General features: G+C 68.4%; 19 protein-coding genes and 1 pseudogene. 9 read left to right on the top strand and 11 right to left on the bottom strand.

Features of this window, described 5'->3' with window-relative positions:
- Positions 1 to 217 precede the first annotated feature (217 nt).
- Both IM543_10795 and IM543_10790 read right to left on the bottom strand, forming a co-directional pair.
- Complete coding sequence (locus IM543_10795) at positions 218 to 2,113, bottom strand: response regulator (protein ID QOY96260.1); 1,896 nt, start codon at positions 2,111 to 2,113, stop codon at positions 218 to 220.
- Entirely contained in the window at positions 2,110 to 2,697 is a 588-nt protein-coding gene (locus IM543_10790) for a YfiR family protein (GenBank protein QOY96259.1), read from the bottom strand. The genes IM543_10795 and IM543_10790 overlap by 4 nt, the downstream gene beginning before the upstream one ends.
- A 643-nt stretch (positions 2,698 to 3,340) precedes the next feature.
- Here IM543_10790 and IM543_10785 point away from each other — a divergent pair.
- The 4 genes from IM543_10785 (at position 3,341) to IM543_10770 (ending at position 9,574) form a co-directional block, all read left to right on the top strand.
- Positions 3,341 to 4,195 (top strand): response regulator, encoded by an 855-nt coding sequence (locus IM543_10785; protein ID QOY96258.1) that lies wholly within the window; start codon positions 3,341 to 3,343, stop codon positions 4,193 to 4,195.
- Positions 4,196 to 4,301: 106 nt separating this feature from the next.
- Entirely contained in the window at positions 4,302 to 5,384 is a 1,083-nt protein-coding gene (locus IM543_10780) for a 5-methyltetrahydropteroyltriglutamate--homocysteine methyltransferase (protein ID QOY96257.1), read from the top strand.
- Complete coding sequence (locus IM543_10775; GenBank protein QOY96256.1) at positions 5,381 to 8,455, top strand: PAS domain-containing protein; 3,075 nt, start codon at positions 5,381 to 5,383, stop codon at positions 8,453 to 8,455. The genes IM543_10780 and IM543_10775 overlap by 4 nt, the downstream gene beginning before the upstream one ends.
- A gap of 126 nt (positions 8,456 to 8,581) precedes the next feature.
- A complete protein-coding gene (locus tag IM543_10770; protein ID QOY96255.1) occupies positions 8,582 to 9,574 on the top strand; it encodes a diguanylate cyclase in 993 nt (330 codons plus the stop codon).
- Between the two features lie 194 nt (positions 9,575 to 9,768).
- Here IM543_10770 and IM543_10765 read toward each other — a convergent pair whose 3' ends face one another.
- The 3 genes and pseudogenes from IM543_10765 to IM543_10755 form a co-directional block, all read right to left on the bottom strand.
- On the bottom strand, positions 9,769 to 10,737 hold the full coding sequence (locus IM543_10765) for an IS1595 family transposase (protein ID QOY96254.1): 969 nt from the start codon (positions 10,735 to 10,737) through the stop codon (positions 9,769 to 9,771).
- 108 nt (positions 10,738 to 10,845) lie between these two features.
- Positions 10,846 to 11,814, bottom strand: a complete 969-nt coding sequence (locus tag IM543_10760; GenBank protein QOY96253.1) for an IS1595 family transposase — start codon at positions 11,812 to 11,814, stop codon at positions 10,846 to 10,848.
- A 250-nt stretch (positions 11,815 to 12,064) separates the two neighbouring features.
- Positions 12,065 to 12,424: pseudogene (locus IM543_10755) on the bottom strand (hypothetical protein).
- 262 nt (positions 12,425 to 12,686) lie between these two features.
- On the opposite strand from IM543_10755, the gene IM543_10750 reads away from it, so the two are divergent.
- Positions 12,687 to 14,312 carry a response regulator gene (locus tag IM543_10750; GenBank protein QOY96252.1) on the top strand — a complete coding sequence of 542 codons (1,626 nt, stop codon included), beginning with the start codon at positions 12,687 to 12,689 and terminating at the stop codon, positions 14,310 to 14,312.
- Between the two features lie 25 nt (positions 14,313 to 14,337).
- On the opposite strand, the gene IM543_10745 is transcribed toward IM543_10750, so the two are convergent.
- Complete coding sequence (locus tag IM543_10745) at positions 14,338 to 14,793, bottom strand: hemerythrin domain-containing protein (GenBank protein QOY96251.1); 456 nt, start codon at positions 14,791 to 14,793, stop codon at positions 14,338 to 14,340.
- A 194-nt stretch (positions 14,794 to 14,987) separates the two neighbouring features.
- Between IM543_10745 and IM543_10740 the strand changes: the two genes are divergently transcribed.
- The gene (locus IM543_10740) at positions 14,988 to 15,734 is read left to right on the top strand and encodes a histidine kinase (protein QOY96250.1); all 747 of its coding nucleotides are present in this window, start codon (positions 14,988 to 14,990) and stop codon (positions 15,732 to 15,734) included.
- A gap of 57 nt (positions 15,735 to 15,791) precedes the next feature.
- Here the strand turns inward: IM543_10740 and IM543_10735 are convergent, their stop codons facing one another.
- A complete protein-coding gene (locus IM543_10735; GenBank protein QOY96249.1) occupies positions 15,792 to 17,093 on the bottom strand; it encodes an NAD(P)/FAD-dependent oxidoreductase in 1,302 nt (433 codons plus the stop codon).
- A gap of 193 nt (positions 17,094 to 17,286) precedes the next feature.
- Here IM543_10735 and IM543_10730 point away from each other — a divergent pair, with 193 nt between their 5' ends.
- Positions 17,287 to 18,270 (top strand): aldo/keto reductase, encoded by a 984-nt coding sequence (locus IM543_10730; protein ID QOY96248.1) that lies wholly within the window; start codon positions 17,287 to 17,289, stop codon positions 18,268 to 18,270.
- A gap of 20 nt (positions 18,271 to 18,290) precedes the next feature.
- On the opposite strand, the gene IM543_10725 is transcribed toward IM543_10730, so the two are convergent.
- The 3 genes from IM543_10725 to IM543_10715 form a co-directional block, all read right to left on the bottom strand.
- Positions 18,291 to 18,797 carry a hypothetical protein gene (locus IM543_10725; protein QOY96247.1) on the bottom strand — a complete coding sequence of 169 codons (507 nt, stop codon included), beginning with the start codon at positions 18,795 to 18,797 and terminating at the stop codon, positions 18,291 to 18,293.
- A 111-nt stretch (positions 18,798 to 18,908) separates the two neighbouring features.
- Complete coding sequence (locus IM543_10720; GenBank protein QOY96246.1) at positions 18,909 to 19,688, bottom strand: response regulator transcription factor; 780 nt, start codon at positions 19,686 to 19,688, stop codon at positions 18,909 to 18,911.
- Positions 19,681 to 21,012, bottom strand: coding sequence for a histidine kinase (locus IM543_10715; GenBank protein ID QOY96245.1), 1,332 nt, complete (start codon positions 21,010 to 21,012; stop codon positions 19,681 to 19,683). Before IM543_10715 ends, IM543_10720 begins: the two co-directional genes overlap by 8 nt.
- A 226-nt stretch (positions 21,013 to 21,238) precedes the next feature.
- Between IM543_10715 and IM543_10710 the strand changes: the two genes are divergently transcribed.
- Both IM543_10710 and IM543_10705 read left to right on the top strand, forming a co-directional pair.
- Entirely contained in the window at positions 21,239 to 21,916 is a 678-nt protein-coding gene (locus IM543_10710; GenBank protein QOY96244.1) for a hypothetical protein, read from the top strand.
- Between the two features lie 279 nt (positions 21,917 to 22,195).
- Positions 22,196 to 23,443 carry a DEAD/DEAH box helicase gene (locus tag IM543_10705; protein QOY96243.1) on the top strand — a complete coding sequence of 416 codons (1,248 nt, stop codon included), beginning with the start codon at positions 22,196 to 22,198 and terminating at the stop codon, positions 23,441 to 23,443.
- A 90-nt stretch (positions 23,444 to 23,533) separates the two neighbouring features.
- On the opposite strand, the gene IM543_10700 is transcribed toward IM543_10705, so the two are convergent.
- The gene (locus IM543_10700; GenBank protein ID QOY96242.1) at positions 23,534 to 26,215 is read right to left on the bottom strand and encodes a bifunctional acetate--CoA ligase family protein/GNAT family N-acetyltransferase; all 2,682 of its coding nucleotides are present in this window, start codon (positions 26,213 to 26,215) and stop codon (positions 23,534 to 23,536) included.
- Positions 26,216 to 26,245 lie beyond the last annotated feature (30 nt).

The raw sequence follows: 26,245 nt of genomic DNA, 5'->3' as shown, positions 1-26,245 counted from the left end.
TTTGCGCTGCCACGGTGCGTGATGGCGCTGTCACCCTTGCTTGTCGATGACGCCGCTCGCGACGCGCCGCCCGGTGCGCGAAGCCATGTTGTCGTGAACACGCGCGACAGGCGGCATTGGCGTCACCGACCAGGAGCTCGCCGGGCAAGCCGAGGCAGCGGGCGCAGCCCGGGTCGCGCCGCCTTCCCGGGCGCGCTGCCGCCGCCTTCCCGGCTGCTCAGGTCCGCAGCTTCTTGATGATGCTGCGGTTGCCCAGGATTTCCTCGATCTGTTCGAAGCGCACCGGCTTGACCATGTGGTGGTCGAAACCGGCTTCGAAGGCCAGTTGGCGGTCCTTTTCCTGGCCCCAGCCGGTGACCGCGATCAGCACCGTCATCGGACCGCAGGCCAGCTTGCGGATGCCCCGCGCCAGGTCGTAGCCCGACATGTGCGGCAGGCCGATGTCCAGGAAGGCATAGTCCGGGCAGAAGCGCGCCGCCGCGGCCAGCGCGTCCGGTCCGTTGTGGGTGATCACCACACTGTGGCCCATGGCCGTGAGCAGCGCACCGATGCTGTTGACGAAATCGACGTTGTCGTCGGCCAGCAGGATCCGATAGCTCTCGGTGCTGATGAAGGCGGCCGGCGTCGGCTTGGCGATCGGTTCCGGATCGACCACGATCGGCAGGCGCACCACGAAGCGGCTGCCGTGGCCCAGCCCTTCGCTGCGGGCCTCGATGGTGCCGCCATGCAGTTCCACCAGTTTGCGCGCGAGCGACAGGCCCACGCCCAGGCCGGCGACGCTGCGCTCGAGGGTCGAGTCGACCTGCACGAACATGTCGAACACGGTATCGAGCATCTCGGGCGCGATGCCGATGCCGTTGTCGGCCACTTCCAGCACCAGGGTGCGGTCTTCCACGCTCGCCCTCAGGCTCACACGTCCCCCGCGGTTGGTGTACTTGGCGGCGTTGTTCAGGAGATTGGACAGCACCTGGGCCAGCCGGGTGGCGTCGCCGTGCAGGAATACCGGGCGGTCCGGCAGGTCGATGGCCAGCTCGTGACCGTGCAGTTCTATATAGGAGCGCACCACTTCCAGCGCGTCGTTGACGACCGCCTTCAGCTCGACCCGGCCCATCTTGATGGTGAACTTGCCGGTGTTGATGCGCGAGACGTCCAGCAGGTCGTCCACCAGGCGCACCATCTGGCGCAGCTGGCGTTCCATGATGTCGGTGGCGCGCTGCGTGGCCTGGGCGTCGCCGCTGCGGATGCGCAGGATGTCCAGGCCGGTCCGGATCGGCGCCAGCGGATTGCGCAGCTCGTGCGCCAGCGTCGCCAGGAATTCGTCCTTGCGCCGGTCGGCCACGATCAGGGCCTGTTCGGCGCGCTCGCGCACCGTCATTTCGCGCTCCAGCGTGCGGTTGGCCGCCTGCAAAGCGTCGGAACGGCGCCCGATCTCGGCCAGCATGTCGTTGAAGGCCTCGACCAGCACGCCGATCTCGCCCTTCTCGTTGCCCGGGACCCGCAGGGTGAAGTCGCGCCGCAGCATCACCTGGCGCGCGACATCGGTCACCGCCTCCAGCGGACGCGTGATCGAGGCCTGCAGGCGCGAAGCCACCAGCGCCGCGATCACCAGCGCGCCCAGCATCACGCCGCCGAGGATGGCGCCGTAGCTGAGCACGCGGTCGAGCAGCCCGTAGCGCGAGCGTAGGTAGACGGTGCCGAGCGGCTCGCCGTTCTCGACGATCGGGCGGAACACCACCAGGTCGCCGCGTTCCAGGCGATAGCCGGCCGCTTCCGGACTTGCCGGGAACACCGCTTCGGTACCGGCCTTGGCCCAGGTGGCGAAGCGTTGCCCGCTGTTGGTATAGATGGCGCCGGCCAGGATCTGCGGCCGTACCCGCAGCACCCCCAGGCTGCGGGTGGCGGCGGCGGCATCGTTGAACGACACCGCCGGCGCGGCGACGCTGGCGACGATGTCGGCCTGGGTGCTCAGGTCGTCCACCCAGACGCGCTGGAAGGTACGCACGTCCACCAGGATCATGGCGATGGCGGCCGACAGCAGCGCGACGATCGTGGTCGCCACCGCCATCAGGATCAGCTTGCTACGAACCGAACCGGTATCGTGGACCCCCATCATGCCCCTCCCTTCTGGATCCGGTTGGCGACGGTCAGCAGGCGCGAACTGAGCTTGACGTTCTTCCTTTCGGCGGCATCGAGCGACACGTCGAAGCGCACGCGTTCATCGACGATGCGGAAGTTGATCACGCTGCCATGGCGCAGGCAGCCTTCGCACTCGGTCACGGTGAGCCAGGCGCCGGACGCGGCGCGCAGCACACGGGCGGCGCGTTCGGTGTCATTGCCGGCTACGAACAGCAGGTGCACCGGCGGCACGGCTTCGTGCTCGTTGACCCGCCGCACCGCGATCGGACGCCCCGCGACCATCCGCCCGGCGGCGATGCGCGCCAGTTCGGCGGCCATGTTCTCGGCGCCGACCACGCCGATCGTCAGCGGCCCGGCCGGATCGGAAAAGGCTTCCGGCGGGAATTCCGCATAGCCCAGGAACTTGTACAGGAAGGCCGCCTTGACCCGGCGCTCGAGCGCGAGCCCGCCGGCATCGGCCATGGCGCGCGGCGCGGTGCCGGCCGCCGCCAGCAGCAGCGGCAATGCGACCGTCCTGCAGGCCAGGCGGCGTCGCGGTCGATCGGGAGGGTGTGTCTTCATTCTTGTCATGGGCCTTCAAAAACGCAGCGTTGCGCTGGCGAACACACCGCGTTCGGCCAGGTAGCGCATGCCCGCCGCCCCGAGCCCGGGATGGCCGGCTTGCGGCAGGTTACGGCCCGCGAGGGCCGGTTCGAGGCCGGGGCGCGCCTGCCACGCGATCCTGACGTCGAGTTCATGATAGCCCGGCTGCGCGGGCGCGTGGCTGCCTGGGCGGCAAGCGGCGGGTCGGACTGGGCGGACGCAGGCCCGCTACCTGTGTGCAGCGAAAGCAGTGCCGCACAAACGCAGGCAAGCGGGGAAGGTTTTGACATAGTTGCCATCCTAGAACATTTTCTGTCATGCACCAAGTGCGCACGATTGCTGCGCGGCCGGCGTCGCGCGCATGCCACGGCCCTGTTGACAAGCCAGGACTCATCAATATTCCTGATGACCGCCATTGGAAATATAAATTGGACCAATTTGCGGCAATGCAGCATGATGCTTCTGTCTCCTCTATTCTCCTCCAAGGAAATAGATTCAGCCCGCTTCCCGTAAGCGGGCTTTTTTTTGTCCCGGCCATGCAGGCCGCACGGATCGTCAGGGCAGCAAGGCGGCATTTGGTGTAGGATGGCCGCCATGTTTTCGTTCCTACAACATTTCTCCCATGCCTGAATTCGATCCGCGCAGTGCCAACGACCCACGCAACGCTGCCTCCTACGATTGGACCGGGTCGAGCCTGGGCGAACCGTCCGGCTGGCCGGTCCCGCTGCGCGTGGCTGCCGACCTGCTGCTCAATACGCCCGTGCCCGGCTTGCTCGTATGGGGGCGCGAGACGGTCCTGGTCTTCAACGAAGCCTACGCCGTGCTGGCCGGCCTCGGCTGCGGCAGGGTGCCCGGCGGCTCGGTGCCCTCGGTACTGCCGCCGCCGCTGTCCGGCGCCGGCGGCGCACTGCAGCAGGCCTGGTCCGGACAGCCCGGCGTGGTCGAGCATGCCGTCCTGCACTTCCGTCACGCGGACGGCCCGCGCGAGCATTGCGTCGACCTGCGCCTGACCCCGGTGGCCGACGGCGCCGGCGGCGTTGGGGGCGTGCACATCCTGCTGGCGCCGCCCGCTACTACCCCGCTGCTTGCCGAACAGGATGCACCGGATGCCGGGCTGCGCATCCTGGTGGTCGAAGACAACCTCGATTCGCAGTACCTGGTGTGCGAAATGCTCAAGGCCTTCGGCCACGAGGCGGACGGCGTGGCCCATCCCGACGAGGCCCTGGCGCTGCTGGGAAAGCAGCGCTACCACGTGCTGTTCTCGGACGTCAGCCTGCCGGGCATGTCGGGCGTCGACCTGGCGCGGCGCGCCCTCGCCGACTACCCCGCGCTGAAAGTGATCTTCGCATCCGGCTACGGCGACTCGCTGTTGCGCCACCTCGAATTTCCGTACCTGTCGCTCCAGAAGCCCTACGAACTGGACCAGCTGCAGGACGCCCTGGCAAAGGTGTCGCAGCGCGCGGCGAACGGAAGGTGATCCCGGTTGTCCGACCCGACAGGTCCCGGCTGGGCTACAATGGGCCCTCATTGGTCGCGCCGGGCCCGGCGCAGCCGTGCGCCCGCCGTCTGCCACCATGCCAGCGATGATGATACCGACTGAACCAATCGGCAGCATTCCCCGCCCGCCCGAGCTGGTCGCCGCAATCCGCGGCGGCGCCGGAGCCAGCCAGCTCGCGCCCCTGCTCGACGCGGCGGTGCGCACGACCGTAGCCGCCTTCGAGGCCAGCGGATCGCCCGTGATCAGCGACGGCGAACAAGGCAAGCTCGACAATTTTTGGTGCTACCCGGTGCGTGGGGCGGCCAATACCGCGCCGGACGGCTTCCGGATTCCCGTCTCGCCCCGCGGCAAGGGTAGGCCGCAGCGCATGCCGCGCCTGACCCGCGGCCCGTTCCGCTATCAGCGCTACGCCGACGAATACGTGCGCGCGGCGCAGCGTTACGCCTGCCAACCGGTTAAGCAGGCGATCATCTCGCCATCGGCCCTGTCGCTGCTCTACCCGCCCGACGGCCTGCCGGGCTACCCGCGCGAACAATTCCTGGACGACCTGGTGCGCGAGCACGAGACCGAGATCCGGCGCTGCCTCGAGGCGGGCGCCCACAAGGTGCAAGTCGATTTTGCCGAAGGTCCGCTGGCCATGCGGCTCGACCCGAGCGGCGCCCTGCTGGCCAGCTTCGTCCACCTGAACAACATGGCCCTGGCCCGCTTTTCGAGCGCCGAGCGCGCCCTGATCGGCGTGCACGTGTCGGCCGCCGGGGTGTGGCTCGACGGCGCCGATGCGGCCGAGGCCGGCCATGTCGACTACGCCGAGCTGTTACCGGCACTGTTCGAGATCCGCGCCGGCAGCTTCTATATCGCCATGGCCGGCCAGCCCGAGCCCGAGCGCGTACTGCGCAACGCGCGCGACTACGCGCGCCCGGACCAGCGCGTGTTCGTCGGCGTGACCGACCCGCTCGATCCCCGCATCGAAAGCGCCGAACAGGTGCGCGACCGGGTCTTGCTGGCTGCGCGCTACCTGGATCCGCAGCGGCTCGGCACCACCGACGATGCCGGTTTCGCCCCCTTCTTCGACGACGACGGCGTCGGCCGGCCCACCGCGTTCGCCAAGCTGCGCGCGCGGGTCGAGGGCACGCGCCTCGCCGCTGCGCTCCTGGTGGGGGCCGCATGAGCGACGAACGCGAACTCGAGATGATGCGCACGGCGGCCTTGCGCAATGCGCAGAGCGTGCTTGCCGCACGCCAGCGCGCCGAAGAAGAGCTGATGGCCGCGCAGGAGGCGCTGCGGCGCGCCAGCGAGCGCATGGAAAACATGCTCGAGAGCCTGTCGGACGGTTTCTGCGCGGTCGACCGCGACTGGCGCATCACGTATATCAATGGCCGCGCGCTCGACATGATCGCGCCGCTCGAGAAGCACCGCGCCGGCCTGCTCGGCAAGAACCTGTGGGAAGAGTTCGAGGACCTGCACGGCACCTCGGTCGCCCAGGATTGTCTGCGCGCCATGGAGCAGCGCGAGACCGTGGTGCGCGATTTCTATTACGCCCGCCTGCAGTGCTGGCTCGAGATGCGCCTGCACCCCTCGCCGGACGGGCTGACCCTGTACTTCCAGGACATCACCCAGCGCAAGCTGGACCAGCAGGCCCTGGTCGAGAACAACAACCGCCTGCAGGTGGCGCTGGCCGCCGGCCGCCTGGGCGACTGGCGCTGGGACGCCGCACGCGACCGGGTGATCCTGGGGCCGCGCGCGGCCGGCATCCTCGGCCTGCCGGCCGAGACGCCGCTGCCCTGGCCGCAGCTGCGCACCCGCCTGCACCCCGCGCACCGCACCCAGGTGCGGCGCGCCGTGCTCAAGGCCTTCAAGGCGCGCGCCGACCTGAACATCGAATGCCGGGTGCTGACCAGCCCCGGCGGCGATGCGGACGAGGCCGCCCAAGCGGCGCCGCGCTGGGTCGCATTGGTCGGCCGTCCCGACTATGCCGAGCGCAAGGGCCAGGAAACCCTGGTCGGCATGACCGGCGTGGTCCAGGACATCAGCGCCAGGAAAAGCGCCGAAGACACCTTGCGCCAGAGCGAGGAGCTGCTGCGCGCGCTGGCCAATACCATTCCGCAACTGGCCTGGATGGCCGGCACCGACGGCGCCATCGTCTGGTTCAACGACCGCTGGTATGCCTATACCGGGCGCACGCCGGAGCAAAGTGTCGGCTGGGGCTGGGAAGACGTGATCGAGCCGGATACCGTGCCGGCCGTGATGGCGCGCTGGCACGAGACCATCCGCAGCGGCGAACCCTTCGAAATGGAATTCCCCTTGCGCGGCGCCGACGGTAACTACCGCTGGTACCTGACGCGCCTGAGCGCGGTGCGCGACGCCGACGGCCGCGTGGTGCACTGGTTCGGCACCAATACCGATGTCGACCAGGTCAAGCGCGTCGAGCAGGCGCTGCGCGACGAGTCGCACGTGCTCGAACTGCTCAACAATACCGGCAGCGTGCTGGCCTCGACCCGCGACCTGCGTTCGCTGCTGCGCGCCGCCACCGAAGCGGCGCTGGGGGTCAGCGGCGCGCGCTGCGGCGCCTTCATCCACTACGGCGCCGAAGGCGACGGCACCCTGTTCTCGACGGCCACCGTGGCGGGTGGGGTCGCGCACGAATTCCAGAGCTTCGACGCGGCGCGCACGACTGCGCTGTACCCGCCCGCACTGCGCGGCGAGCGCCTGGTGCGGATCGACGACATCACCCGCGACCCGCAGCATGCCGACCTGGCGCCCGCATTCGGCCTGCCGGCCGGCCAGCCCTGCCTGCGTGCCTACATGGCGGTGCCGGTGGCGCCGCGCTCGGGCGAACTGCTCGGCACCATGTTCTTCGGCCACCCCGAACCGGGCGTGTTTACCGAGCGCAGCGAGCGTATCGTGCGCGGCATCGCCGCCCAGGCCGCGATCGCGGTCGAGAACACCCGCCTGTACGAGGCCACCCGCCGCGCCGCCGAAGAACGCAAGCTGCTGCTCGAAAACGAGCGCGAGGCCCGCGCCGAGGCCGAGCGCAGCAGCCAGATGAAGGACGAATTCCTGGCCACCCTGTCGCACGAGCTGCGCACGCCGCTGTCGGCCATCCTCGGCTGGTCGCAGGTGCTGCGCCGCGGCAGCCGCGACGGCGCCGACCTGCAGCGCGGCCTGCAGACCATCGAACGCAACGCGCGCGCCCAGGCCCAGCTGATCGAGGATCTGCTCGACATGAGCCGCATCACCTCGGGCAAGGTACTGCTCGACATGCAGGCGACCGCTCCCGCCGCCTTCATCGACGCCGCCATCGAGACCGTGCGCCCGGCGGCCGACGCCAAGCACATCACCATCGACAAGCACTATGCGGCGCCGGGCGCGCTGGTGGCCGGCGACACCGGCAGGTTGCAGCAGGTAATCTGGAACCTGCTGTCGAACGCGATCAAGTTCACGCCGCGCGACGGCAAGGTGAGCGTGGAAGTGCGCGAGCGCGAGGGCGAAGGCGGCAAGGTGGTGGCGATCACGGTACACGACAACGGCGCCGGCATCCGGCCCGAATTCATCACGCACGTCTTCGAGCGCTTCCGCCAGGAAGACGCCTCCATGACCCGGCGCCATGGCGGCCTGGGACTGGGCCTGTCGATCGTCAAGCACCTTGTCGAGCAGCACGGCGGCACGGTGCGGGCCGACAGTCCCGGCGAGGGCCTGGGGGCCAGCTTCACCATCGAACTGCCGCGCGCCGAGGCGCCGGCGGATGCGGGCCGCGCCGGACGGGTCACGCCCGCCCACACGCCGGCGCCGGAAGCGCCGGACGCCGCGGTGCGCGACCTGAACGGCTTGACGGTGCTGGTCGTGGACGACGCCCGCGATGGACGTGAACTGATTGCGCGCATCCTGACCGACTGCCACGCCCGGGTGCGGGTTGCGGCCAGCGCGCGCGAAGCCTTCGACGCCATGCGCACCGACCGGCCGGACGTGCTGATCAGCGACCTCGGCATGCCCGAGGTCGACGGATTCGAGCTGATCGCCTGGGTGCGGGCGCTGCCGCGCGAAGCCGGCGGCCAGTTGCCGGCGATCGCGCTGACCGCCTTCGCCCGGCCGGAAGACCGCCTGAAGGCGCTCGAAGCAGGATTTTCAACCCATATTTCGAAGCCGGTGGAACCGGGCGAACTGATTGCCGCAGTGGCCTCCGTGGCCGTTCCGGCCACGCCGATGACGGCGGCGAGTACGCGAGGACACGGTCGTGGATGATCCTACCGCGACACGCGGCGCTGTCCTACAAGAAATTTTATGGGCTTTGTTAGACTATGAAGAGATGGGATGTATCCATTCCAAAAGGAAATGGGTGCATTGCCGACAGCATACAAGAGAACAAGCATGCCGAGCAGACAAGACATTTTGAACGCGAAGATCCTGGTGGTGGACGACTCGCCCGACAATATCGAGCTGATGGAAGAGATATTGCGCGAGGAAGGCTACACTTGCGTCAGTTCGACGATGCTGCCTGAACAGGTATGCCCGCTGCACCGCGAGCACAACTACGACCTGATCCTGCTCGACCTGCAGATGCCCGGCCTGAACGGCTTCCAGGTCATGAAGGGGCTGAAGGAAATCGAACAGGGAGGCTACCTGCCGGTACTGGCCCTGACGGCCCAGCCGAGCTTCAAGATCGCCGCCCTGGAAGCGGGTGCGCGCGACTTCATCAGCAAACCGTTCGACCTGCTCGAGGTGCACAAGCGCATCCATAACATGCTCGAAGTGCGCCTGCTCTACAAGGAACTGGCGCAGTACAGCCGCGCGCAACAGGAATTGGCCCTGCATGACGCCCTCACCGGCCTGCCCAACCGCCGCCTGCTCGAGGACCGCATCGAGACCGCCCTGCAGCACGCCAACCGCAGCCACACCAAGGCCGCGATCATGTACCTCGACCTGGACGGCTTCAAGGCGATCAACGACACCTATGGCCACGCCTATGGCGACGACATCCTGAAGATGGTGTCGCAGCGCCTGCTGGCGAGCTCGCGCAAGGAAGACACCGTGGCGCGCCTCGGCGGCGACGAGTTCATGGTGGTGCTGGGCGAAATCCACAGCCTGGCCGACGCCCAGGGACCGGCGGCCAAATTGGTCGAAGCGGTGTCCGAGCCCTATTTCGTCAACGACCTGACCCTGCGCCTGTCGACCTCGATCGGCATCAGCATCTATCCGGACGACGCCGAATCGGTGGACGCCCTGATCAGCATCGCTGACTACGCCCTGTACGAAGCCAAGCGCGCCGGCAAGAACCGCTTCTGCTCGCCGGCAGCCAATCGCCAGACAACGGCAAAGACGCCGGCCGCGGCGCCCGCAGTGGAACCTGCAGTCCACCGCTGATCCCCCTCCACTCTGCTGGCCGGAATGGTGCCGCTGGCATCGTTCCGGCTGTCTTGTTCAGGCCGGGCTCATCCTGCTTGGCCTGGCTCCCCGGCTCCCGCCAAGATCGACGCCCACCCATTACCTTGCTCCGCTGATTGGGCACCGGTGCAGGCGCGCAGGCGGCGTGCCGGAATGAATGGGCGCTGTCACCTTTACATGTTGATGACGCCGATTGCGACGCGTAAGAACTGTTCCGCAGCAATTACGCGTGCGCCGTCGAGCGCGCGGTGCCAGCCCAGGTAGTTCGGCAGGTAGCGCGATGCCACGCCGCGGAAGCGGGCCAGCCAGTCGCGCAGACGCTGATGGAAGGCGTTGACATTCTGGACGTGGAGGGCGCCGCCAGCCTGGCGGCGCACCCGCACGCCGGCGCGCAGGTTGACCGCCTGGTGGGCGATCCCATGTTTGCGTGAAAACGCCCGGTAGGCAGCGTTGGCGTCGCTGACCAGGAGTGCTTGCCGGTCGAGCCTGGGCAGCAGGTGGCGTTCCAGGTGCACCGTCTTCAAGGCCCCGCGCCCGACCAGCGCGCCGATGGTCTGCCTGGCGCGGTCGCGTGCCACCAGGATGCAGTCGAGCTCGCTCGAGATGCCGCGTTTGCGCGCCGCGCCGCCACGCTTTCTCGGCGCCCGGTCCAGCTTGCGCGCGCCCTTTTGCGATTCCAGGATGAACATTTCATCGGCCTCGACGATGCCGCTCAGTTGCTCTGGTTGGTCGTGCTTGACCCGGTCGACGAAGCGGTGGCGCCAGCGAAACGCGGTGTTGCGGTGCACGCCCACGTCAAGGGCGGCGCGGCGTACCGATGTGGCCGCGATCAATGCGTCCAGGTAGTCGAGCCATTTTTCGCGCAGGCGCAGCCGCGCGAAAGGCGTGCCGCTCAGGTCGTTGAAGCTGCGGCCGCATTCCCGGCAGCGGTAGCGCTGCAGGCCGTTGGTATGGCCGTGCCGATGGCAGCGCGGGCAGGCGCAGCGCGGACAGGCGCGTTGGGGTGCGCGGATCTGCTCGATCAGGGCGACGATCCGGTCCAGCCCGGCGGCCGGCTGCAATGCCGCCAGTGTTTGTTGGCGCTGCGCCCCGTTCAGCGCGGGGAGTCGTGCGAACCATTTTTTGAAGCCGGGTGTTTTCATGGCCGCTTCCTGTCGATGGAGACAGGTGTTCGACCAGGGAGGAGCTCAGCAGTTCACGCCTCATCCATAGTTAACGCTGACAGAGCCGAATGAATGGCGCTGTCACCTTTACATGTTGATGACGCCGATTGCGACGCGTAAGAACTGTTCCGCAGCAATTACGCGTGCGCAGTCGAGCGCGCGGTGCCAGCCCAGGTAGTTCGGCAGGTAGCGCGATGCCACGCCGCGGAAGCGGGCCAGCCAGTCGCGCAGACGCTGATGGAAGGCGTTGACATTCTGGACGTGGAGGGCGCCGCCAGCCTGGCGGCGCACCCGCACGCCCGCGCGCAGGTTGACCGCCTGGTGGGCGATCCCATGTTTGCGTGAAAACGCCCGGTAGGCAGCGTTGGCGTCGCTGACCAGGAGTGCTTGCCGATCGAGCCTGGGCAGCAGGTGGCGTTCCAGGTGCACAGCCCTCAAGGCCCCGCGCCCGACCAGCGCGCCGATGGTCTGCCTGGCGCGGTCGCGCGCGACCAGGATGCAGTCGAGCTCGCTCGAGATGCCGCGTTTGCGCGCCGCCCCGCCCCGCTTTCTCGGCGGCCGGTCCAGCTTGCGCGCGCCTTTTTGCGATTCCAGGATGAACATTTCATCGGCCTCGACGATGCCGCTCAATTGCTCTGGCTGGCTGTGCTTGACCCGGTCGACGAAGCGGTGGCGCCAGCGAAACGCGGTGTTGCGGTGCACGCCGACGTCAAGGGCGGCACGCCGCACCGATTTGGCCGCGATCAATGCGTCCAGGTAGTCGAGCCATTTTTCGCGCAGGCGCAGCCGCGCGAAAGGCGTGCCGCTCAGGTCGTTGAAGCTGCGGCCGCATTCCCTGCAGCGGTAGCGCTGCAGGCCATTGGCATGGCCGTGCCGGTGGCAGCGCTGGGAGGCGCAGCGCGGACACGCGCGTTGGGGTGCGCGGATCTGCTCGATGAGGGCGACGATCCGGTCCAGCCCCGCGGCCGGCTGCAATGCCGCCAGTGTTTGTTGGCGCTGCGCCCCGTTCAGCGCGGGGAGTCGTGCGAACCATTTTTTGAAGCCGGGTGTTTTCATGGCCGCTTCCCGTCGATGGAGACAGGTGTTCGACCAGGGAGGAGCTCAGCAGTTCACGCCTCATCCATAGTTAACGCTGACAGAGCCGAATGAATACGGGCCACGTGCAGCCTGCGCCGCCCGTGGCCCGTCCGGTGTGCCGGGAATGCGCTCGGCGCGCTCAGCGATTCCCGCCCTCGTCCTTCTGCAGATATCGCGTGTTGATTTCGGCCGAACGCAGCACCTCCTCGTTGTGCGCCTCGATCGACTGGGCAGCCTGGTGATCGCGGCTGGCGTCCACCTTGTCCGGCGCCACTTCGATGCGGGTGATGCTGGACTGGACCGCGACCGGATCGCTCGCCGGGAAGGTCATTTCGACGGCGTCGTCGAGCAGTTCTTCTTCCGCCATCTCCTTGCCGGACACATTCTCGCAGCCGGCGAGGGCCTTGATGGCCACTGCGTAATTCACGACCTGCAGGCCGGCCAGGTCGCCGATGGTACGCACCCCGATGGCGGCGAAGGCGTTCGCTTGCTGTTCGCCGACGCCATTCAAGGCGGTCAGTGGCGAATCGACGAGTTCGATGAACGATTTGCCGTGATAATTCTGTTTGACGATAGAGTCGATATTCATTGTGTGTCCTTTCCTATAGGCAGCCCCGTCCCCATGGATACGGTTGAACTGGACGGTTCCACTATCGCACAGGCGCCCGGCGCCGTATGTGCGTCACCGTACATCGTCACCATGCGCACGATTGAGGTTTTGCCTGTTTGCACTTAATTGGCGCGTGATATCATTCCACGTTATTACGGCGATTTTCTTCGAAGCAATAATTTTCCTTGGAATGCTGTTTCTTGGAAGAAGTACCTTTTGAGGAAAAGGTATCGGAACCATCGTGGCCCACACAGACAAACCCAAGATCCTGGTCGTCAATGACGACGCCGCCAGCCTGTTAGCGCTGACGAGTCTGCTCGACCAGTGGGCGGATGAAAGCAATTACGTCGTGCATTCCGCCCGCTCCGGGCAGGAAGCGCTGCGCCAGGTGCTGCTCCACGATTTCGCCGTGATCCTGCTGGACGTGAACATGCCCGGCATGGACGGCTTCGAGACTGCCGAGGCGATCCACCAGCGCGCGCGCTCGGCCGACATTCCGATCATCTTCGTCACCGCCTTCCTGGCCGACGAGATCGATCGCCTCAAAGCCTACCAGCGCGGCGCCGCCGACTTCCTGTTTACCCCGGTGATTCCGCAAATCCTGCATGCCAAGGTGTCGGTGTTCGTGGCGCTCGCCATGAAGAACGAGCAACTCAAGCGCCAGGCCGAAAAACTCTCGCAGCGCACCACCGAACTGACCGCCACCAACCGCCGCCTGGTGCGCGAGATGGAAGAGCGCCGCGACGCCGAACGCAAGAGCCACGCCAAGGACGAATTCCTCGCCATGCTCGGTCACGAACTGCGCAACCCGCTGTCGGCGATCAGCAGCGCTTCCTCGCTGATCGGGATGGCCGGCGCGAATACCGAGACGGTCGCGCGCGCCAAGCAGATCATCCAGCGCCAGAGCCAGCACCTGTCGCGCATCGTCGACGACCTGCTCGACCTGTCGCGCGCGATGTCAGGCAAGATCTTATTGGCGTGCAAGCCGATCGACTTGTCGAACCTGGTGTCGGGCTGCCTGGAAACCTTCCGCGCCACCGGGCGCACCGCCGGCTACCGCTTCAGCGTCGACCTGGCCCCGAACTGGGTCGACGGCGACCCGACCCGGCTCGAACAGATCACCTCGAACCTGCTGGACAACGCACTCAAGTACACCCCCGCCGGCGGCAGCATCGACATCGGCCTGGCCCAATCGGGCCAGGACGTCGTGCTGACGGTACGCGACAGCGGCGTCGGCATCCCGGAAGAACTGCTGCCGCACGTGTTCGACGTGTTCGTGCAGGGCGCGATCTCGATCGACCGCTCCCAGGGCGGCCTGGGCATCGGACTGTCGCTGGTGCGGCGCCTGGTGGAACTGCATGGAGGCAGCGTCAGCGCGCACAGCGCCGGCAGCGGCAGCGGCAGCACCTTCATGATCCGCCTGCCGCGCACCGAACCGGTGTCGGCCGGCCCGGCCGGGAACGGACAGCACGACGGCGACGGCACCAAGCCCTCGGTGCTGCTCATCGAAGACAACGAAGACGGTCGCGAGATGATGGCGACCATGCTGGCCGCGCATGGCTTCCCGGTCGCCACGGCCGCCGACGGCCTGCAGGGCGTGGCGGCGGCGCTGGCCGGCAAGCCGGCCGCGGCCCTGGTGGACATCGGCCTGCCCGGCATCGACGGCTACGAGGTGGCGCGCCGCCTGCGGCGCGATCCGAGCACGCGCGGAATCCGGCTGATCGCGCTGACCGGCTACGGACTCGCGGAAGACCAGCGCCGGGTGCTCGAGGCAGGCTTCGACCAGCACCTGGTCAAGCCGGTAGGCATGGAACAGTTACTGGAAGCGCTGGCGCCCGCCAGCCTGCAGGCCGCCGACGCGGCCTGAGCAGCCGGCCTGCGCCGGCAAGCCCTTACTGCAGCTCCGCCGCGCGCGCGGCCATTTCCTGTCCCAGTGCCTGCAGATCCAGCTTCAGTTCCTTCATCTTCGGGAACATTTCCTGCTCTTCTTCCTCGACGTGGTGGTCGACCAGTTCGCCCAGCACCTTCACCTTGGCGTCGTACAGGTCGTCGCCCGGGTCCATTTCCTGGACCTGGGCAATCAGGTCCTTGGCCGACGCATGTTCGACCACGGCTTCGTCGACCATGTCTTCGGTGTCCTGGCTGGCTTCACGGATCGCCGGATACAGGATTTCTTCCTCGATCGTGGTGTGCATGATGAGCGCCTGACAGATTTCGTCGGCAAGTTTCTTCTTGCTGACCTTGGCGCGGTCGGTCATGTTCTCGAACTTCTCGAACATTGCGTGGACTTCACGGTGCTGCGTGGTCAAGAGCGTGATGGCATCCTGCGTTTTGTTTGCGGTCGTCATTGTTGTACCCCGTTGTTAGATGCGTCTATTGATAAAGTGGCATCCGCCACGCCCCAAGCTTCGCCGGAATCCGCCGCCACGACTGTACGGCAGCGCACGCTGCCTTCCGGCCCTGTCCGTGCAATGCACTGGGCTTGCGCGCCGCCGGCGCGCCAACTGTTGTATGATTTGGGAAACATTCAACCGAGCCTACGATGACCGAACCGGCACATCCGCAGTCCGGCACGGCCGCTGTCGCATCGACAGTGCCGGGCGCGGACCGCAGCGCTGAACTCACCGAGATGCTGGGCTACCTCGCCGCCTGCTGGGACGAGGAACGCCGGCTGCTGGCGCGCCAGCTCCACGACAGCCTCGGCTCGTCGATGACCGCGCTGACCATGCACCTGGCCCTGCTCTCGCAACACATTCCGGCCGAGAACCAGTCGATGCGCGACCGCAGCGCGCAGATGAAGCAGTTGCTCGCGAATATCATCGAGACCAACCGCAAGATGCAGCTCGAGCTGTGGAACGACAAGCTCGAGTTCCTTGGGCTGAAGGCCGCGCTGGCCGAGCTGGTGGCCAATTTCGGCGCCGCCCACGACATCAAGGCGCGCGCCAGCCTGCCCGACGACGACGCATCCTATACACGCACCCAGGGCGTGGTGCTGCTGCGCTGCGCCGAGGAAGGCCTGCGCAACGCGCTCGCGCATGCACGCGCGACCGAAGTCGACCTGATCCTGGACGACGATGGCGACCAGGTGATGCTGACCGTGCGCGACAACGGCAGCGGCCCGGCGCGGGACGGCAAGGGCTGCCAGGCGCTCGAATCGACCACCTGCCACGGCCTGCGCCTGCTGCGCGAGCGGGCCCGTTTCCTGGGCGGGGAGCTGGAGTTCGGCGGGCACGAGAGCGGCGGCGCCGTGCTGCGCATGACGCTGCCGAGGCAGGCGCCGGCGCCCTGACAGGGATGTCCGCAGGGCCCGCGAAGCGCCCCGCCCCTGCCGATCCATGGCGCCGGTTCAGTGGAGCTTGACCAGCGGCGTGGCGCGCCGCACCAGGAAGCGCGCCAGCGCCAGCACGCCGGTACGCATGGTGCCGAGCACGGCGCGGTGGTGCATCAGGTGCAGGCTGGTGTACATCAGGCGCGCCATCGTGCCCTGCACGAACCAGCTGGCGCCGCGCAATGAACCCATCAGGCTGCCCACGCTGGTGTCGCGGCCCACCGACACCAGCGAACCGTAGTCGCGGTATTCATAGGGGCGCGCCGCGGGCGGGAGCCCCCTGGCCTGGCGCAGGAAAGCCGCGACCAGGTAGTCGGCCTGCTGGTGCGCTGCCTGGGCGCGCGGCGGCACCGCGTTGCCCTTGCCGTCGATGCAGGCGGCGCAGTCGCCCAGCGCATGGATGTCGGACACACCCTTCACACGCAGCTGCGCGTCCACCTCGACCTGCCCGCCCTTCGCGGTCGGCAGGCCGAGCCTGGCCAGCAGGTCGGGCGCCTTGATGCCCGCGGCCCAGACGCACAGCTTGGCGGGATACACATTGCCGTCCTTGTCGATCACCCTGTCGCGCTCGATGCGCGTGACCCGGCAGTCGGTCACCACGCGAATGCCGCGCTTGGCCAGCAGCTCGCCGGCCGCGCTGGACACCTTTTCCGGCAGCGGCGCCAGCACCCGCGGCGCACCCTCGAGAATCGTGATGCGCACGTCGCGCCCGACGTCGAGCTGGTCGAAACCGTAGGTGACGTAGGCGCCGGAAGCTTCGCGCAGCTCGGCCGCCAGTTCGACGCCGGTGGCGCCGCCGCCGATGATCACGACGTCCAGCCCGGTGCCCTTGCCTTCCTCGTGATCCTGCTCGGCGGCCAGCATCAGGCGCAGCATGCGCAGGCGGAAGCGCTCGGCGTCTTCGGTGGCGTTCAGGGAAATGGTGTGCTCCTCGGCGCCCGGCACGCCGAAGTAGTTCGAGGTGCTGCCGATCGCCAGCACCAGCGCGCCGTAGGCGAGGCGGCGCTCCGGCAGCACCTCGTCGTTGTCGCTGGCGGACAGCACCGCGCCCACGGTAATGGCCTTGGCACCGGCGTCGAGCGCGGTCATCGGTCCTAGCACGAAGTTGAAGCCGTTGTCGTGCGCCAGCATCTGGTAGGACAGGCCTTCCTGGTGGATGTCGAGGGTGCCGGCCGCCACTTCGTGCAGCGAGGGCTTCCAGATGTGGTACAGCCGGCTGTCGACCAGCGTCACCTTCGACGGCCCCAGCTTGCGGCCCAGTTTGCAGGCCAGTTCCAGGCCGCCCGCACCGCCACCCACGATCACGAATTCGCTACGCAAAGTAAGCTCCTCTCATGGCGCCCGTCCAGCAATGCCGGCACATGGGCGATGTGGCAATCTTACTACGTCGAGGCAAAGCGCGTAGCCGCCAGGACGGCCCGGCGCGGGCCGCGCCGGCGCCGCCAACGGTGCGCCCCCTGGCGCCGGTGTAGCATGGCCGGACATCGACCATCGGAACAGGAAAGGACAACACGTGAGCCAGCGCTACCGACCGATCACGCGCCTGGGCCTCGGCGGCACCGGGCTGGGCGACATGTACCACACCACCGGCGACGAGGCGGCCCGCACCACCGTCGACACGGCATGGGAAGCGGGCATCCGCTACTTCGACACCGCGCCGCACTACGGCACCGGCCTGTCCGAGCACCGTTTCGGCCATGCCCTGCGCACCCGGCCGCGGCGCGACTACACGCTGTCGACCAAGGTCGGGCGCCTGCTGCTGCCCGACCCGGCCGGCGATATCGCCCCGCCTTTCGTGTCCTCGCTGCCGTTCCGGCGCCTGACCGACTACACGGCCGGCGGCGCCCGCCGCTCGGTCGAGGACAGCCTGCAGCGCCTGGCCATTGGGGCAATCGACATCGTCTACGTGCACGACCTCTCGCCCGACCACCTGGGGGACGGATTCGAGCGCCAGTACCGGATCGCGGCCGGCCGCGGCGGCGCCTTCGAGGAGCTGGTGCGGATGCGCGAGGAAGGCCTGATCGCGGCCTGGGGACTCGGGGTGAACACGGTCGAGCCCTGCCTGCGCGCGCTGCGCGATTCGGATCCCGACATCTTCCTGCTGGCCGGCCGCTACACCCTGATGGAAACCACGCCGCTGGAGAGCCTGTTTCCGCTGTGCGGCGAGCGCGGCGCCGGCGTGGTGCTGGGCGGGCCGTTCAATTCCGGCTTCCTGGCCGGCGGCGACCACTACGACTACGTGCCGGCCAGGCCGCAGCACCACGAACGGCGCGAGCGGCTACGCCAGGTGGCGGCGCGCCACGGGGTCGACCTGCCCGCGGCCGCGCTGCAGTTCGGCACCGCCCATCCGGTGGTGGTGGCGACCATCCCCGGGGCCAGCAGCACCCGGCACCTGCGCCGCAATGCGGAGTTGATGGCAATACGGATTCCGGCAGCCTTCTGGCAGGAACTCGTCGCCGAGGGCCTGCTGCCGGCAGAGGCGCCCGTGCCCGGCTGAGCGGGGGCGCGCCGGTGCCCTTAGTGGTGGCCGCCGCCGTGGCCGCCGCCGTGGCCGCCGCCATGTCCATGACCCTTGCCATGACCCTTGCCATGGCCGCCGCCGTGTCCATGTCCCTTGCCGTGGCCGCCGCCGTGGTCCCGCTCCTCGTAGTGCACCCGGACCGGCGCACGCTCGTGGTGGCGCTCGCGGTAGTGGACTTCACGGTAGCGCGGCGCATACACGTCGCTGTACCAGCGGTCCTGTACGAACAGCACCGGCTGGCCGCAGGCGCCGTACTTGCGGCAATGCTTCGCCCAGTGCTTGCGGTGGCCCGGCGGCACCCGCAGGTACACCGGTTGGGCGCGCACGCGCTGGTAGCGCTCGACGATGATCGGCTGCGCCACGTACACCGGCGGCGGGCCGAACTCGCCGATGTCCAGGCGGCCGTAGAAGCCGGGCTGGCCGACGCTGATGCTGACATTGGTCTGGGCCATGGCCGGGAAGGAAGCGATCGCCAGGGCTGCGCAAAGGATCAGGGCTTTCATGGGATGCCTCTACAGTTTGTCGATGGCATGACTTTACCATTCGCAAACCTGTTCCCGGGTGCGCCGCCGTCCACTCTTACACTCTGTGCATGCTTTCACATCTGCTTACATCTACATGTTCCGGAACAGCGTCATGAAAGGCTGGCTGACCGCCAGGGTCTCGGGCCGGTTCTTCAGGCGCAGGGTGCCGCGTCCGCTCTCGTCGCGGGTGACGCCGGCCACCGCGCGCAGGTTGACGATGGTCGAGCGGTGCACCTGCTTGAACATGCATGGGTCGAGCACCTCCAGCAAATCGCGGATGGGTTTGCGCAGCAGCGCTTCTCCTTCGGGCGTCATGACCACCGTATATTTGCTGTCGGCCTGGAAGTAGGCGACGTCGTCGACCAGGATCAGGCGCGTTTCCTGTCCCCGGCTGGCGGTCAGCCAGACCAGCGGCGGCGCCTTCGGCTGCGGCGGCGCGACCGCCTGCAGCTGGCGCAGCATGGCCTGCAAGCGGGAAACATCCTGGTCGCCGCGCCGCAGGCGCGCCTGTACCCGTCCCACCGTGCCGGCCAGGCGCTCGCGCGCCACCGGCTTGAGCAGGTAGTCCACCGCGCCGCGCTCGAAGGCATCGATCGCGTACTGGTCGTAGGCGGTGACGAACACCACTTCGGTCGTGCTGCCCGCGTCGATCAGGCTGGAGGCGACTTCCAGTCCGCTCAGGCCCGGCATGCGGATATCGAGGAAGGCCACCTGCGGACGATGTTCGACGATGGCTTCCAGCGCGCTGCCGCCGTCCTCGCAGCTGGCCACGACGTCCAGTTCCGGCCATGCCTGCACGAGCAGCTGGACCAGCGATTCGCGCAGCAGGGCTTCGTCCTCGGCGACCACGCAGCTGACGCGCTCATTCATGGCAGGCTCCCGCGGCCTGGACGGCCCCGCCCGGGGCGGCGGCGCCGTTGCCGGCATGCGGCACGGTGATGGTGGCCGCCACGCCGCTCGGGAAGTTGGCCACGATCGAGAACGCGGCCGAATTGCCGTAGGCCAGGCGCAGGCGTTCGCGCACGTTGCGCAGGCCGACCCCGGTCCCGCCGCCCTCGAGCGTGAAGCCGCGGCCGTCGTCGGCGACGGTCACCGCCACCGCCGAATGGTCCCCCTGCGCCACTTGCCGCGCCAGGATCCAGACCGTGCCGCCGCCCGGTTTCGGCTCCAGCCCGTGCTTGATGGCGTTCTCGACCAGGGTCTGCAGCATCATCGTCGGGAACAGCACGCCGCGCAGCGCGTCCGGCACGTCCACCTGCAGCTGCAGGCGCGGGCCCATGCGGATCTTGAGGATGTCGAGGTAGGCCCGGGCACGCTCCAGTTCCTCGCCGATGGTCGAGGGCGCGTCTTCGGTGCGCGGCAGCGAGTGGCGCAGGTACTGGATCAGGTTGCCGAGCATCTCGTCGGCGCGCGCCGGGTCGGTGCGGGTCAGTACCTGGGCGCTGGCCAGGGTGTTGTACAGGAAGTGCGGCTCGACCTGGGCGTGCAGCAGGTTCAGCTTGGCCACCGTGAGCTCCTTCTCGGTGGCGGTTTCGCGTACCTTGGCTGCCTCGCCGCGGCGGCGCGCGGCCACCCGGCGCGTGACGGCGCGCACGATGGCCTCGGCATTTTCCAGGTTGGTGCCATGGTCGACCAGGAACAGGTCGGTCCAGGCCGCCGGCTCCGGCTCGCAGATCAGGGTCACGCTGCCGGCGTCGTCGCCGTTCGGGGTGACGGTGGCCAGGATCTGGTTGCGATGCGCGCCGAAACGGTCGAGCGCCCAGCCGGCCGTCCCGCCCTCGGCCTGGCTGCGGCCGCTGTTGCCTCCGTAGGGATCGATGCGCGCGACCTTGGCGCGCACCTGCAGGCTGTCGCGGGCCGAGTCGACGATCTCGATGCCCGGCAGTTCGCGGATGGCGGCGTCGATCAGGTCGAAGGCCTCGCCGGCCTCGAACGGGATCTCGATCTGGCGCCGCTGGCGGTTCGACAGCGTGCCGCCGTTGACGGCCCCGGCCACCAGGCGCACCCGGCGGATGTGCGAGAACACGCCGGACGCCACCCAGGTGCCGAGCAGCAGCGCCACCACGGCGAACCAGCCGCCGGGATCGCGGTCGAGCGGCTCGAAAATGGTCTCGTTGAGAAGGATGCACACGAACAGGTAGCAGCCGAGCCAGGCCAGCAGCAGTCGTCCAAGGTGAAGGATGCTTGCGATCATGATGTTCTTTCAGTAGTCAGGGCAGCACCAGATTAATGCGGGTCGCGATTGCCAACCAGCATTATGCGACGGAGACGGGATGGCGGCGACAAAACCGGGGACGGGCGGCTTCAATCATTCGTTGCGCATTGCCCTCATTTTTTCCCGGCCGCCGCCGTTTTTCTCGCCGCTGACCGGCTCTGCGGCTACAATCTTGCGCTGATTCAACACTACAAGGTTTTCCAGCATGGCACTCAAGCACACCCTCTTGCTCCTGGCCGCCACCGCCGCGAGCGCCTCGGCCCAGGACCGGATCGGCGCCGCCGTGACCGCCGACCTCGGCACCACCGGCGCCGGTTTCCACCTGGTGGTCCCGATGGAGAGCACGCTGAACGGCCGCTTCGGCGCCAACTACTTCAAGCACGATTTCGAGAAGCGCTCGGGCCTGGTCGACTACCAGCTCGACGGCAAGCTGGCGAGCTTCGATGTGCTGTTCGACTGGTACGTGGTCCCGCACAGCAAGTTCCGCCTGACCGGGGGCGTGCTGTACAACGGCACCCGCTTCAACGCGGTCGGCGTGCCGGGCGCCGGCGGCAGCTTCAGCTTCAACGGCACCACCTATTCGACCACCGACATCGGCATCCTGAAGGGCGAGGTGACGTTCCGCCGCGCGGCGCCCTACCTCGGCATCGGCTGGGGCAATGCCCTCACCCCGGACAAGCGCTGGAACTTCGGCGCCGACATCGGCGCCTTCTGGCAAGGCAAGGCCCGGGTCAACCTGATTGCCTACGGCTGCACCACCTCGAACGCCGTGTGCGGCCAGCTGGCCAAGGACGTCGCGGTCGAGGAATTGCGCCTGCAGGACGACGCCTCGGACTTCACGGTCTATCCGGTGCTGCGCGCCAGCATCTCCTACAGTTTCTGATTCGGCGCGCGTATGCACGCCGCGCGCGCTGGGGTATGATGGACATGCTTATCAAGGAGCCATCATGCCACCGCGCCGCATCCTGCCGATCGCGCTCGTTCTTGCCTGCCTGCTGATGGGCGGCTGCAAGGACCAGCGCGAGCCGGCCAAGCCGATCATCGACCTGTCCGCGATCGTCGTCTCGGCCTGAGCGGCGGCTTTCGCTTCGCGTTGCCGGGCCCGGCAGGGTAAACTACGGCTGGTACATTCGCCGTTTAATTTCCTTGCCGTCAGGTTTCCATGCCCTTCGCTTCCCTCGGACTGATCGAACCGATCGTCCAGACCCTCGCTTCGCTCGACTACACCACCCCGACCGCCGTGCAGCGGGAGGCGATTCCTGCCGTGCTGTCCGGCAAGGACGTCATGGCTGCGGCCCAGACCGGCACCGGCAAGACCGCCGGCTTTGCCCTGCCCATCCTGCAGCGCCTGTTCAAGCGCGACAAGCCGGTCGGCAGCAATGCGGTGCGGGCCCTGGTGCTGGTGCCGACCCGCGAGCTGGCGGAACAGGTGCACGAGAGCTTCCGCGCCTATGGCGCCGGACTGAACCTGCGCACCATGGTCGCCTACGGCGGGGTCAGCATCAATCCGCAAATGATGAACCTGCGCAAGGGCGTCGACGTGCTGGTGGCGACCCCGGGCCGCCTGCTCGACCTGCACCGCCAGAACGCGGTGAAATTCAACGAGGTGATCAGCCTGGTGCTGGACGAGGCCGACCGCATGCTCGACCTCGGCTTCTCGAAGGAACTCGACCAGGTGTTCGCGGCCCTGCCGAAAAAGCGCCAGACCCTGCTGTTCTCGGCCACCTTCTCGGACCAGATCCGCGCCATGGCCAACCGCCTGCTGCGCGAGCCGGTGCGGATCGAGGCGAGCCCGCGCAACAGCACGGTGTCCGCGATCCGGCAGTGGCTGGTGCCGGTCGATAAGAAACGCAAGCCGGAACTGTTCCTGCACCTGCTCAAGAAACACGGCTGGACCCAGGTGCTGGCCTTCGCCAGGACCCGCAAGGGCGTGGACGAGCTGGTCGGCCTGCTGGACGCCAAGCGCATCCCGGCCGACGCGATCCACGGCGACAAGCCGCAGCCGGCGCGCCTGCGCGCGCTGGAGCGCTTCAAGCTGGGCGAGGTCAGGGTGCTGGTGGCGACCGACGTCGCCGCGCGCGGCCTCGACATCGACGACCTGCCGGTGGTGGTGAACGTCGACCTGCCGATCGTGGCCGAGGACTACGTGCACCGCACCGGACGCACCGGCCGCGCCGGCGCCGCGGGCGAGGCGGTGTCGCTGGTGGCGGCCGACGAGGTGGAATTCCTGGCGGCGATCGAGGCGCTGACCCGCCAGACGCTGGAGCGGGTGGAGGAAAGCGGCTTCGAACCGGACCACCGCGTGCCCGAGACCACGGCGGGCGGACAGATCGTCAAGAAGCCGAAGAAGCCCAAGAAGGCGAAGGGCGAGGCGAAGGTGGTGCAGGAGGATGTGCGCTTCAGGCGGTGAAATATTCTTTCACTTAGCGGCTTAAAACGAAATAATATGTCGTAGGGTGGGCGGGAGACCCGTAATCTGGTCCACTGGACCAGATTACCCCTACAACACCAAACGCATCTCGCGCATGCCTTCCAGGCCGGTCGACTTCACCGTGAAGCCCAGGCTCCTGGCCAACCCGGTGATCCGGGAATTCTGCGGCAGCGCCTCGCCCACGATCTCGCGCGTGCCGCGCGCACGGCAGTAGTCGATCAGCTTTTGCATCATGATCTTGCCCAGTCCCAGGCCCTTCAGGTCGGAGCGCACCGTCACCGCGAATTCGGCCGTGATGTTGTCGGGGTCGGCCACCACCCGCCCCACCGCCAGCGTCTCGGCCAGGCCCTGGGCGTTCGGCCTGGTGGCGATGAAGGCCATCTCGCGGTCGTAGTCGATCTGGGTGAAGCGCGCCAGCTGCGACGGCTGCAGTTCGCGGATGCGCACGAACATCCGGTAGCGTACGTCGTCGGGCGTGAGCGCATCGAAGAAGGCCAGGTGGGCCGGCCCGTCCTCGGGGCGGATCGGCCGCAGCAGCAGCGGCGCGCCCTGCCAGTCGATGGTCTGTTCCAGCTCGCGCGGATAGGGGCGGATCGCGAGCCGGTCGAGCGTGCTGCCGGAACGGTCGGCCAGCGCCAGGCGCATGCGCGCGTCCAGCACCACCGTGCCACGGCTGTCGGCCAGCAGCGGATTCAGGTCGAGCTCGACGATTTCGGGAATGTCGGACACCATGCGCGAGACCTGCACCAGCGACGCCAGCACCGCGTCCATGTTCACCGCCGGCCGGTTGCGGTAGCCTGCCAGCAGCTTGGCCACCCGGGTGCGGTCGACCAGGTCGCGCGCCAGCACCAGGTTCAGCGGCGGCAGGCCGACCGCGTGGTCGTCGGTGACCGCCACCGACACCCCGCCCTGCCCGAACACGATCACCGGGCCGAACACGGCATCCAGGGCGCTGCCCGCGATCAGCTCGTGCGCATTGCTGCGCCGGACCATGGCCTGCACCGAATAACCGTCGAACCTGGCCTGCGGGAAGCGTTCGGCGAGGCGAGCGCGCATGCGGGTGGCCGCCGCGCGCACGCCCTCTTCGCTGTCGAGGTCGAGCGTCACCCCGCCGACATCCGACTTGTGCATCACGTCCGGGCTCAGGATCTTGACCGCCACCGGAAAGCCGATCCGCCGCGCGGCGCTCACCGCCTCGTCGACGGTCGCGGCCTGGCGCGTCTCGACCACCGACATGCCGTAGGTGCGCAAAATGGCCTTGGTCTCGGGGTCGGACAACAGGTAGCGCCCGCCCGCGATGGCCTCGCGCACCAGCGCGCGCGCCGCCGCGCGGTCGGGCGCGACCGTGCCGGCCATCGAGGGCGGTACTTCCATCAAGAGGTTCTGGTTGCGCCGGTAGTGCACCAGCTGCAGGAAGCCGGCCACCGCGTCCTCGGGCGTGCGGAAGGCCGGCAGGCGCGCGCCGGAGGCGATCGCGCGCGCCTCCTGCACCGCGGCCCCGCCCAGCCAGCACGAGAGCAGGGTCTTGGAGGCGCTGCGCGCCAGCGGCGCGATGGCGTCGGCCACGTCGCGGCTGGCAACCGTGGCGGTGGGCGACTGGATCGCCAGCACCGCATCGACCCCGGGGTCCTGCAGCAGGATCTCGAGGCTTTCGCGGTACAGCCCCGGCGCGGCGCGGCCGCCCAGGTCGACCACGTTGCCGCGCCGCCAGCCGGGCGCCAGCAGCGCATCGAGGCGCGCCTGCGTGGCCTCGGACAGCGGCGCCTCGACTCCGCCCCCGTAGGCCAGCGCATCGCGCGCCAGCACCCCGGGGCCGGCGCCGTTGCTGACGATGGCCAGCCGCTCGCCGTGCAAGGGGCGCGCATAGGCCAGGGTCTCGGCGGCCGAGAACAGCTGGTCGGTGGTGTACACACGCAGCATGCCGGCGCGCCGGATGGCGGCGTCGAACACGTCGTCGCGCCGCGCCAGCGCCCCGCTTTCGCTCGCCGCGCTCGGGGGCGGATCGTCTTCGCGCCCGGCGCGCAGCACCAGCACCGGCTTGCTGCGTGCCGCCGCGCGCGCGGCCGACATGAACTTGCGCGCATAGCGCAGGTCGTGCAGGTACAGCAGGATCGCGCCGGTCGCGCCGTCGCTGGCGAGGTAATCCAGCACGTCGCCCAGGTCGACGTCGGCGGCGTCGCCCAGGGCGATGAAGTGCGAGAAGCCGATCCCGCGCGTGCGTGCCCAGTCGAGCAGTCCGACCATCAGCGCCCCCGACTGCGACACGAAGGCGATCCGGCCCGGCAGCGCGCCGCTGCTGGCGATGCTGGCGTTCAGTCCCAGGCCAGGCGCCAGCAGGCCGGCGCTGTTCGGGCCGAGCAGGCGCAGCAGATAGGGATGGGCGGCGTCGAGCATCGCCTGGCGCAGGCCGCGGCCGGCGCCGGTCCCGCCCTGCCCGGCCATCCCGCTGCTCAGGACCAGCGCCGCGCGGGTGCCGCGCTCGCCCAGCTGGCGCACGATGGCGGGAACGGTCGCCGGCGGCGTGCAGATCACGGCCAGCGCCGGCGCCTGCGGCAGCGCCGCGACGCTCGGATGGCAGGGCCGTCCGGCCAGTTGTCCGTACTTGGGATTGACGGCGAACACCTCGCCCTGGAAGCCGCCGGCCAGCAGGTTGTGCAGCAGCGTCGCGCCCAGGCTGCCCGGCCGCTCGGACGCCCCGATCAGCGCCACCGACTTCGGGGCGAACAGGTACTCGAGATTGCGTACGCTCATGCCGGCGACCTTTCCTGGGGGATGATGGCG

Origin of the sequence: Massilia sp. UMI-21 (genome assembly GCA_015277795.1) — a bacterium.
In the GTDB taxonomy this organism is placed as follows: domain Bacteria; phylum Pseudomonadota; class Gammaproteobacteria; order Burkholderiales; family Burkholderiaceae_D; genus Telluria.
This window is presented reverse-complemented; position numbering and strand designations above follow the sequence as displayed.

Excerpts from the sequence above, each read along its gene's own strand:
- IM543_10790 (QOY96259.1), bottom strand. The coding sequence starts at position 2,697 with ATGAAGACACACCCTCCCGATCGACCGCGACGCCGCCTGGCCTGCAGG.
- IM543_10715 (QOY96245.1), bottom strand. The coding sequence starts at position 21,012 with ATGATCGCAAGCATCCTTCACCTTGGACGACTGCTGCTGGCCTGGCTC.
- IM543_10765 (QOY96254.1), bottom strand. The coding sequence starts at position 10,737 with ATGAAAACACCCGGCTTCAAAAAATGGTTCGCACGACTCCCCGCGCTG.
- IM543_10700 (QOY96242.1), bottom strand. The coding sequence starts at position 26,215 with ATGAGCGTACGCAATCTCGAGTACCTGTTCGCCCCGAAGTCGGTGGCG.
- IM543_10770 (QOY96255.1), top strand. The coding sequence starts at position 8,582 with ATGCCGAGCAGACAAGACATTTTGAACGCGAAGATCCTGGTGGTGGAC.
- IM543_10705 (QOY96243.1), top strand. The coding sequence starts at position 22,196 with ATGCCCTTCGCTTCCCTCGGACTGATCGAACCGATCGTCCAGACCCTC.
- IM543_10740 (QOY96250.1), top strand. The coding sequence starts at position 14,988 with ATGACCGAACCGGCACATCCGCAGTCCGGCACGGCCGCTGTCGCATCG.
- IM543_10720 (QOY96246.1), bottom strand. The coding sequence starts at position 19,688 with ATGAATGAGCGCGTCAGCTGCGTGGTCGCCGAGGACGAAGCCCTGCTG.
- IM543_10780 (QOY96257.1), top strand. The coding sequence starts at position 4,302 with ATGATGATACCGACTGAACCAATCGGCAGCATTCCCCGCCCGCCCGAG.
- IM543_10745 (QOY96251.1), bottom strand. The coding sequence starts at position 14,793 with ATGACGACCGCAAACAAAACGCAGGATGCCATCACGCTCTTGACCACG.
- IM543_10760 (QOY96253.1), bottom strand. The coding sequence starts at position 11,814 with ATGAAAACACCCGGCTTCAAAAAATGGTTCGCACGACTCCCCGCGCTG.
- IM543_10775 (QOY96256.1), top strand. The coding sequence starts at position 5,381 with ATGAGCGACGAACGCGAACTCGAGATGATGCGCACGGCGGCCTTGCGC.
- IM543_10725 (QOY96247.1), bottom strand. The coding sequence starts at position 18,797 with ATGAAAGCCCTGATCCTTTGCGCAGCCCTGGCGATCGCTTCCTTCCCG.
- IM543_10710 (QOY96244.1), top strand. The coding sequence starts at position 21,239 with ATGGCACTCAAGCACACCCTCTTGCTCCTGGCCGCCACCGCCGCGAGC.
- IM543_10785 (QOY96258.1), top strand. The coding sequence starts at position 3,341 with ATGCCTGAATTCGATCCGCGCAGTGCCAACGACCCACGCAACGCTGCC.
- IM543_10795 (QOY96260.1), bottom strand. The coding sequence starts at position 2,113 with ATGATGGGGGTCCACGATACCGGTTCGGTTCGTAGCAAGCTGATCCTG.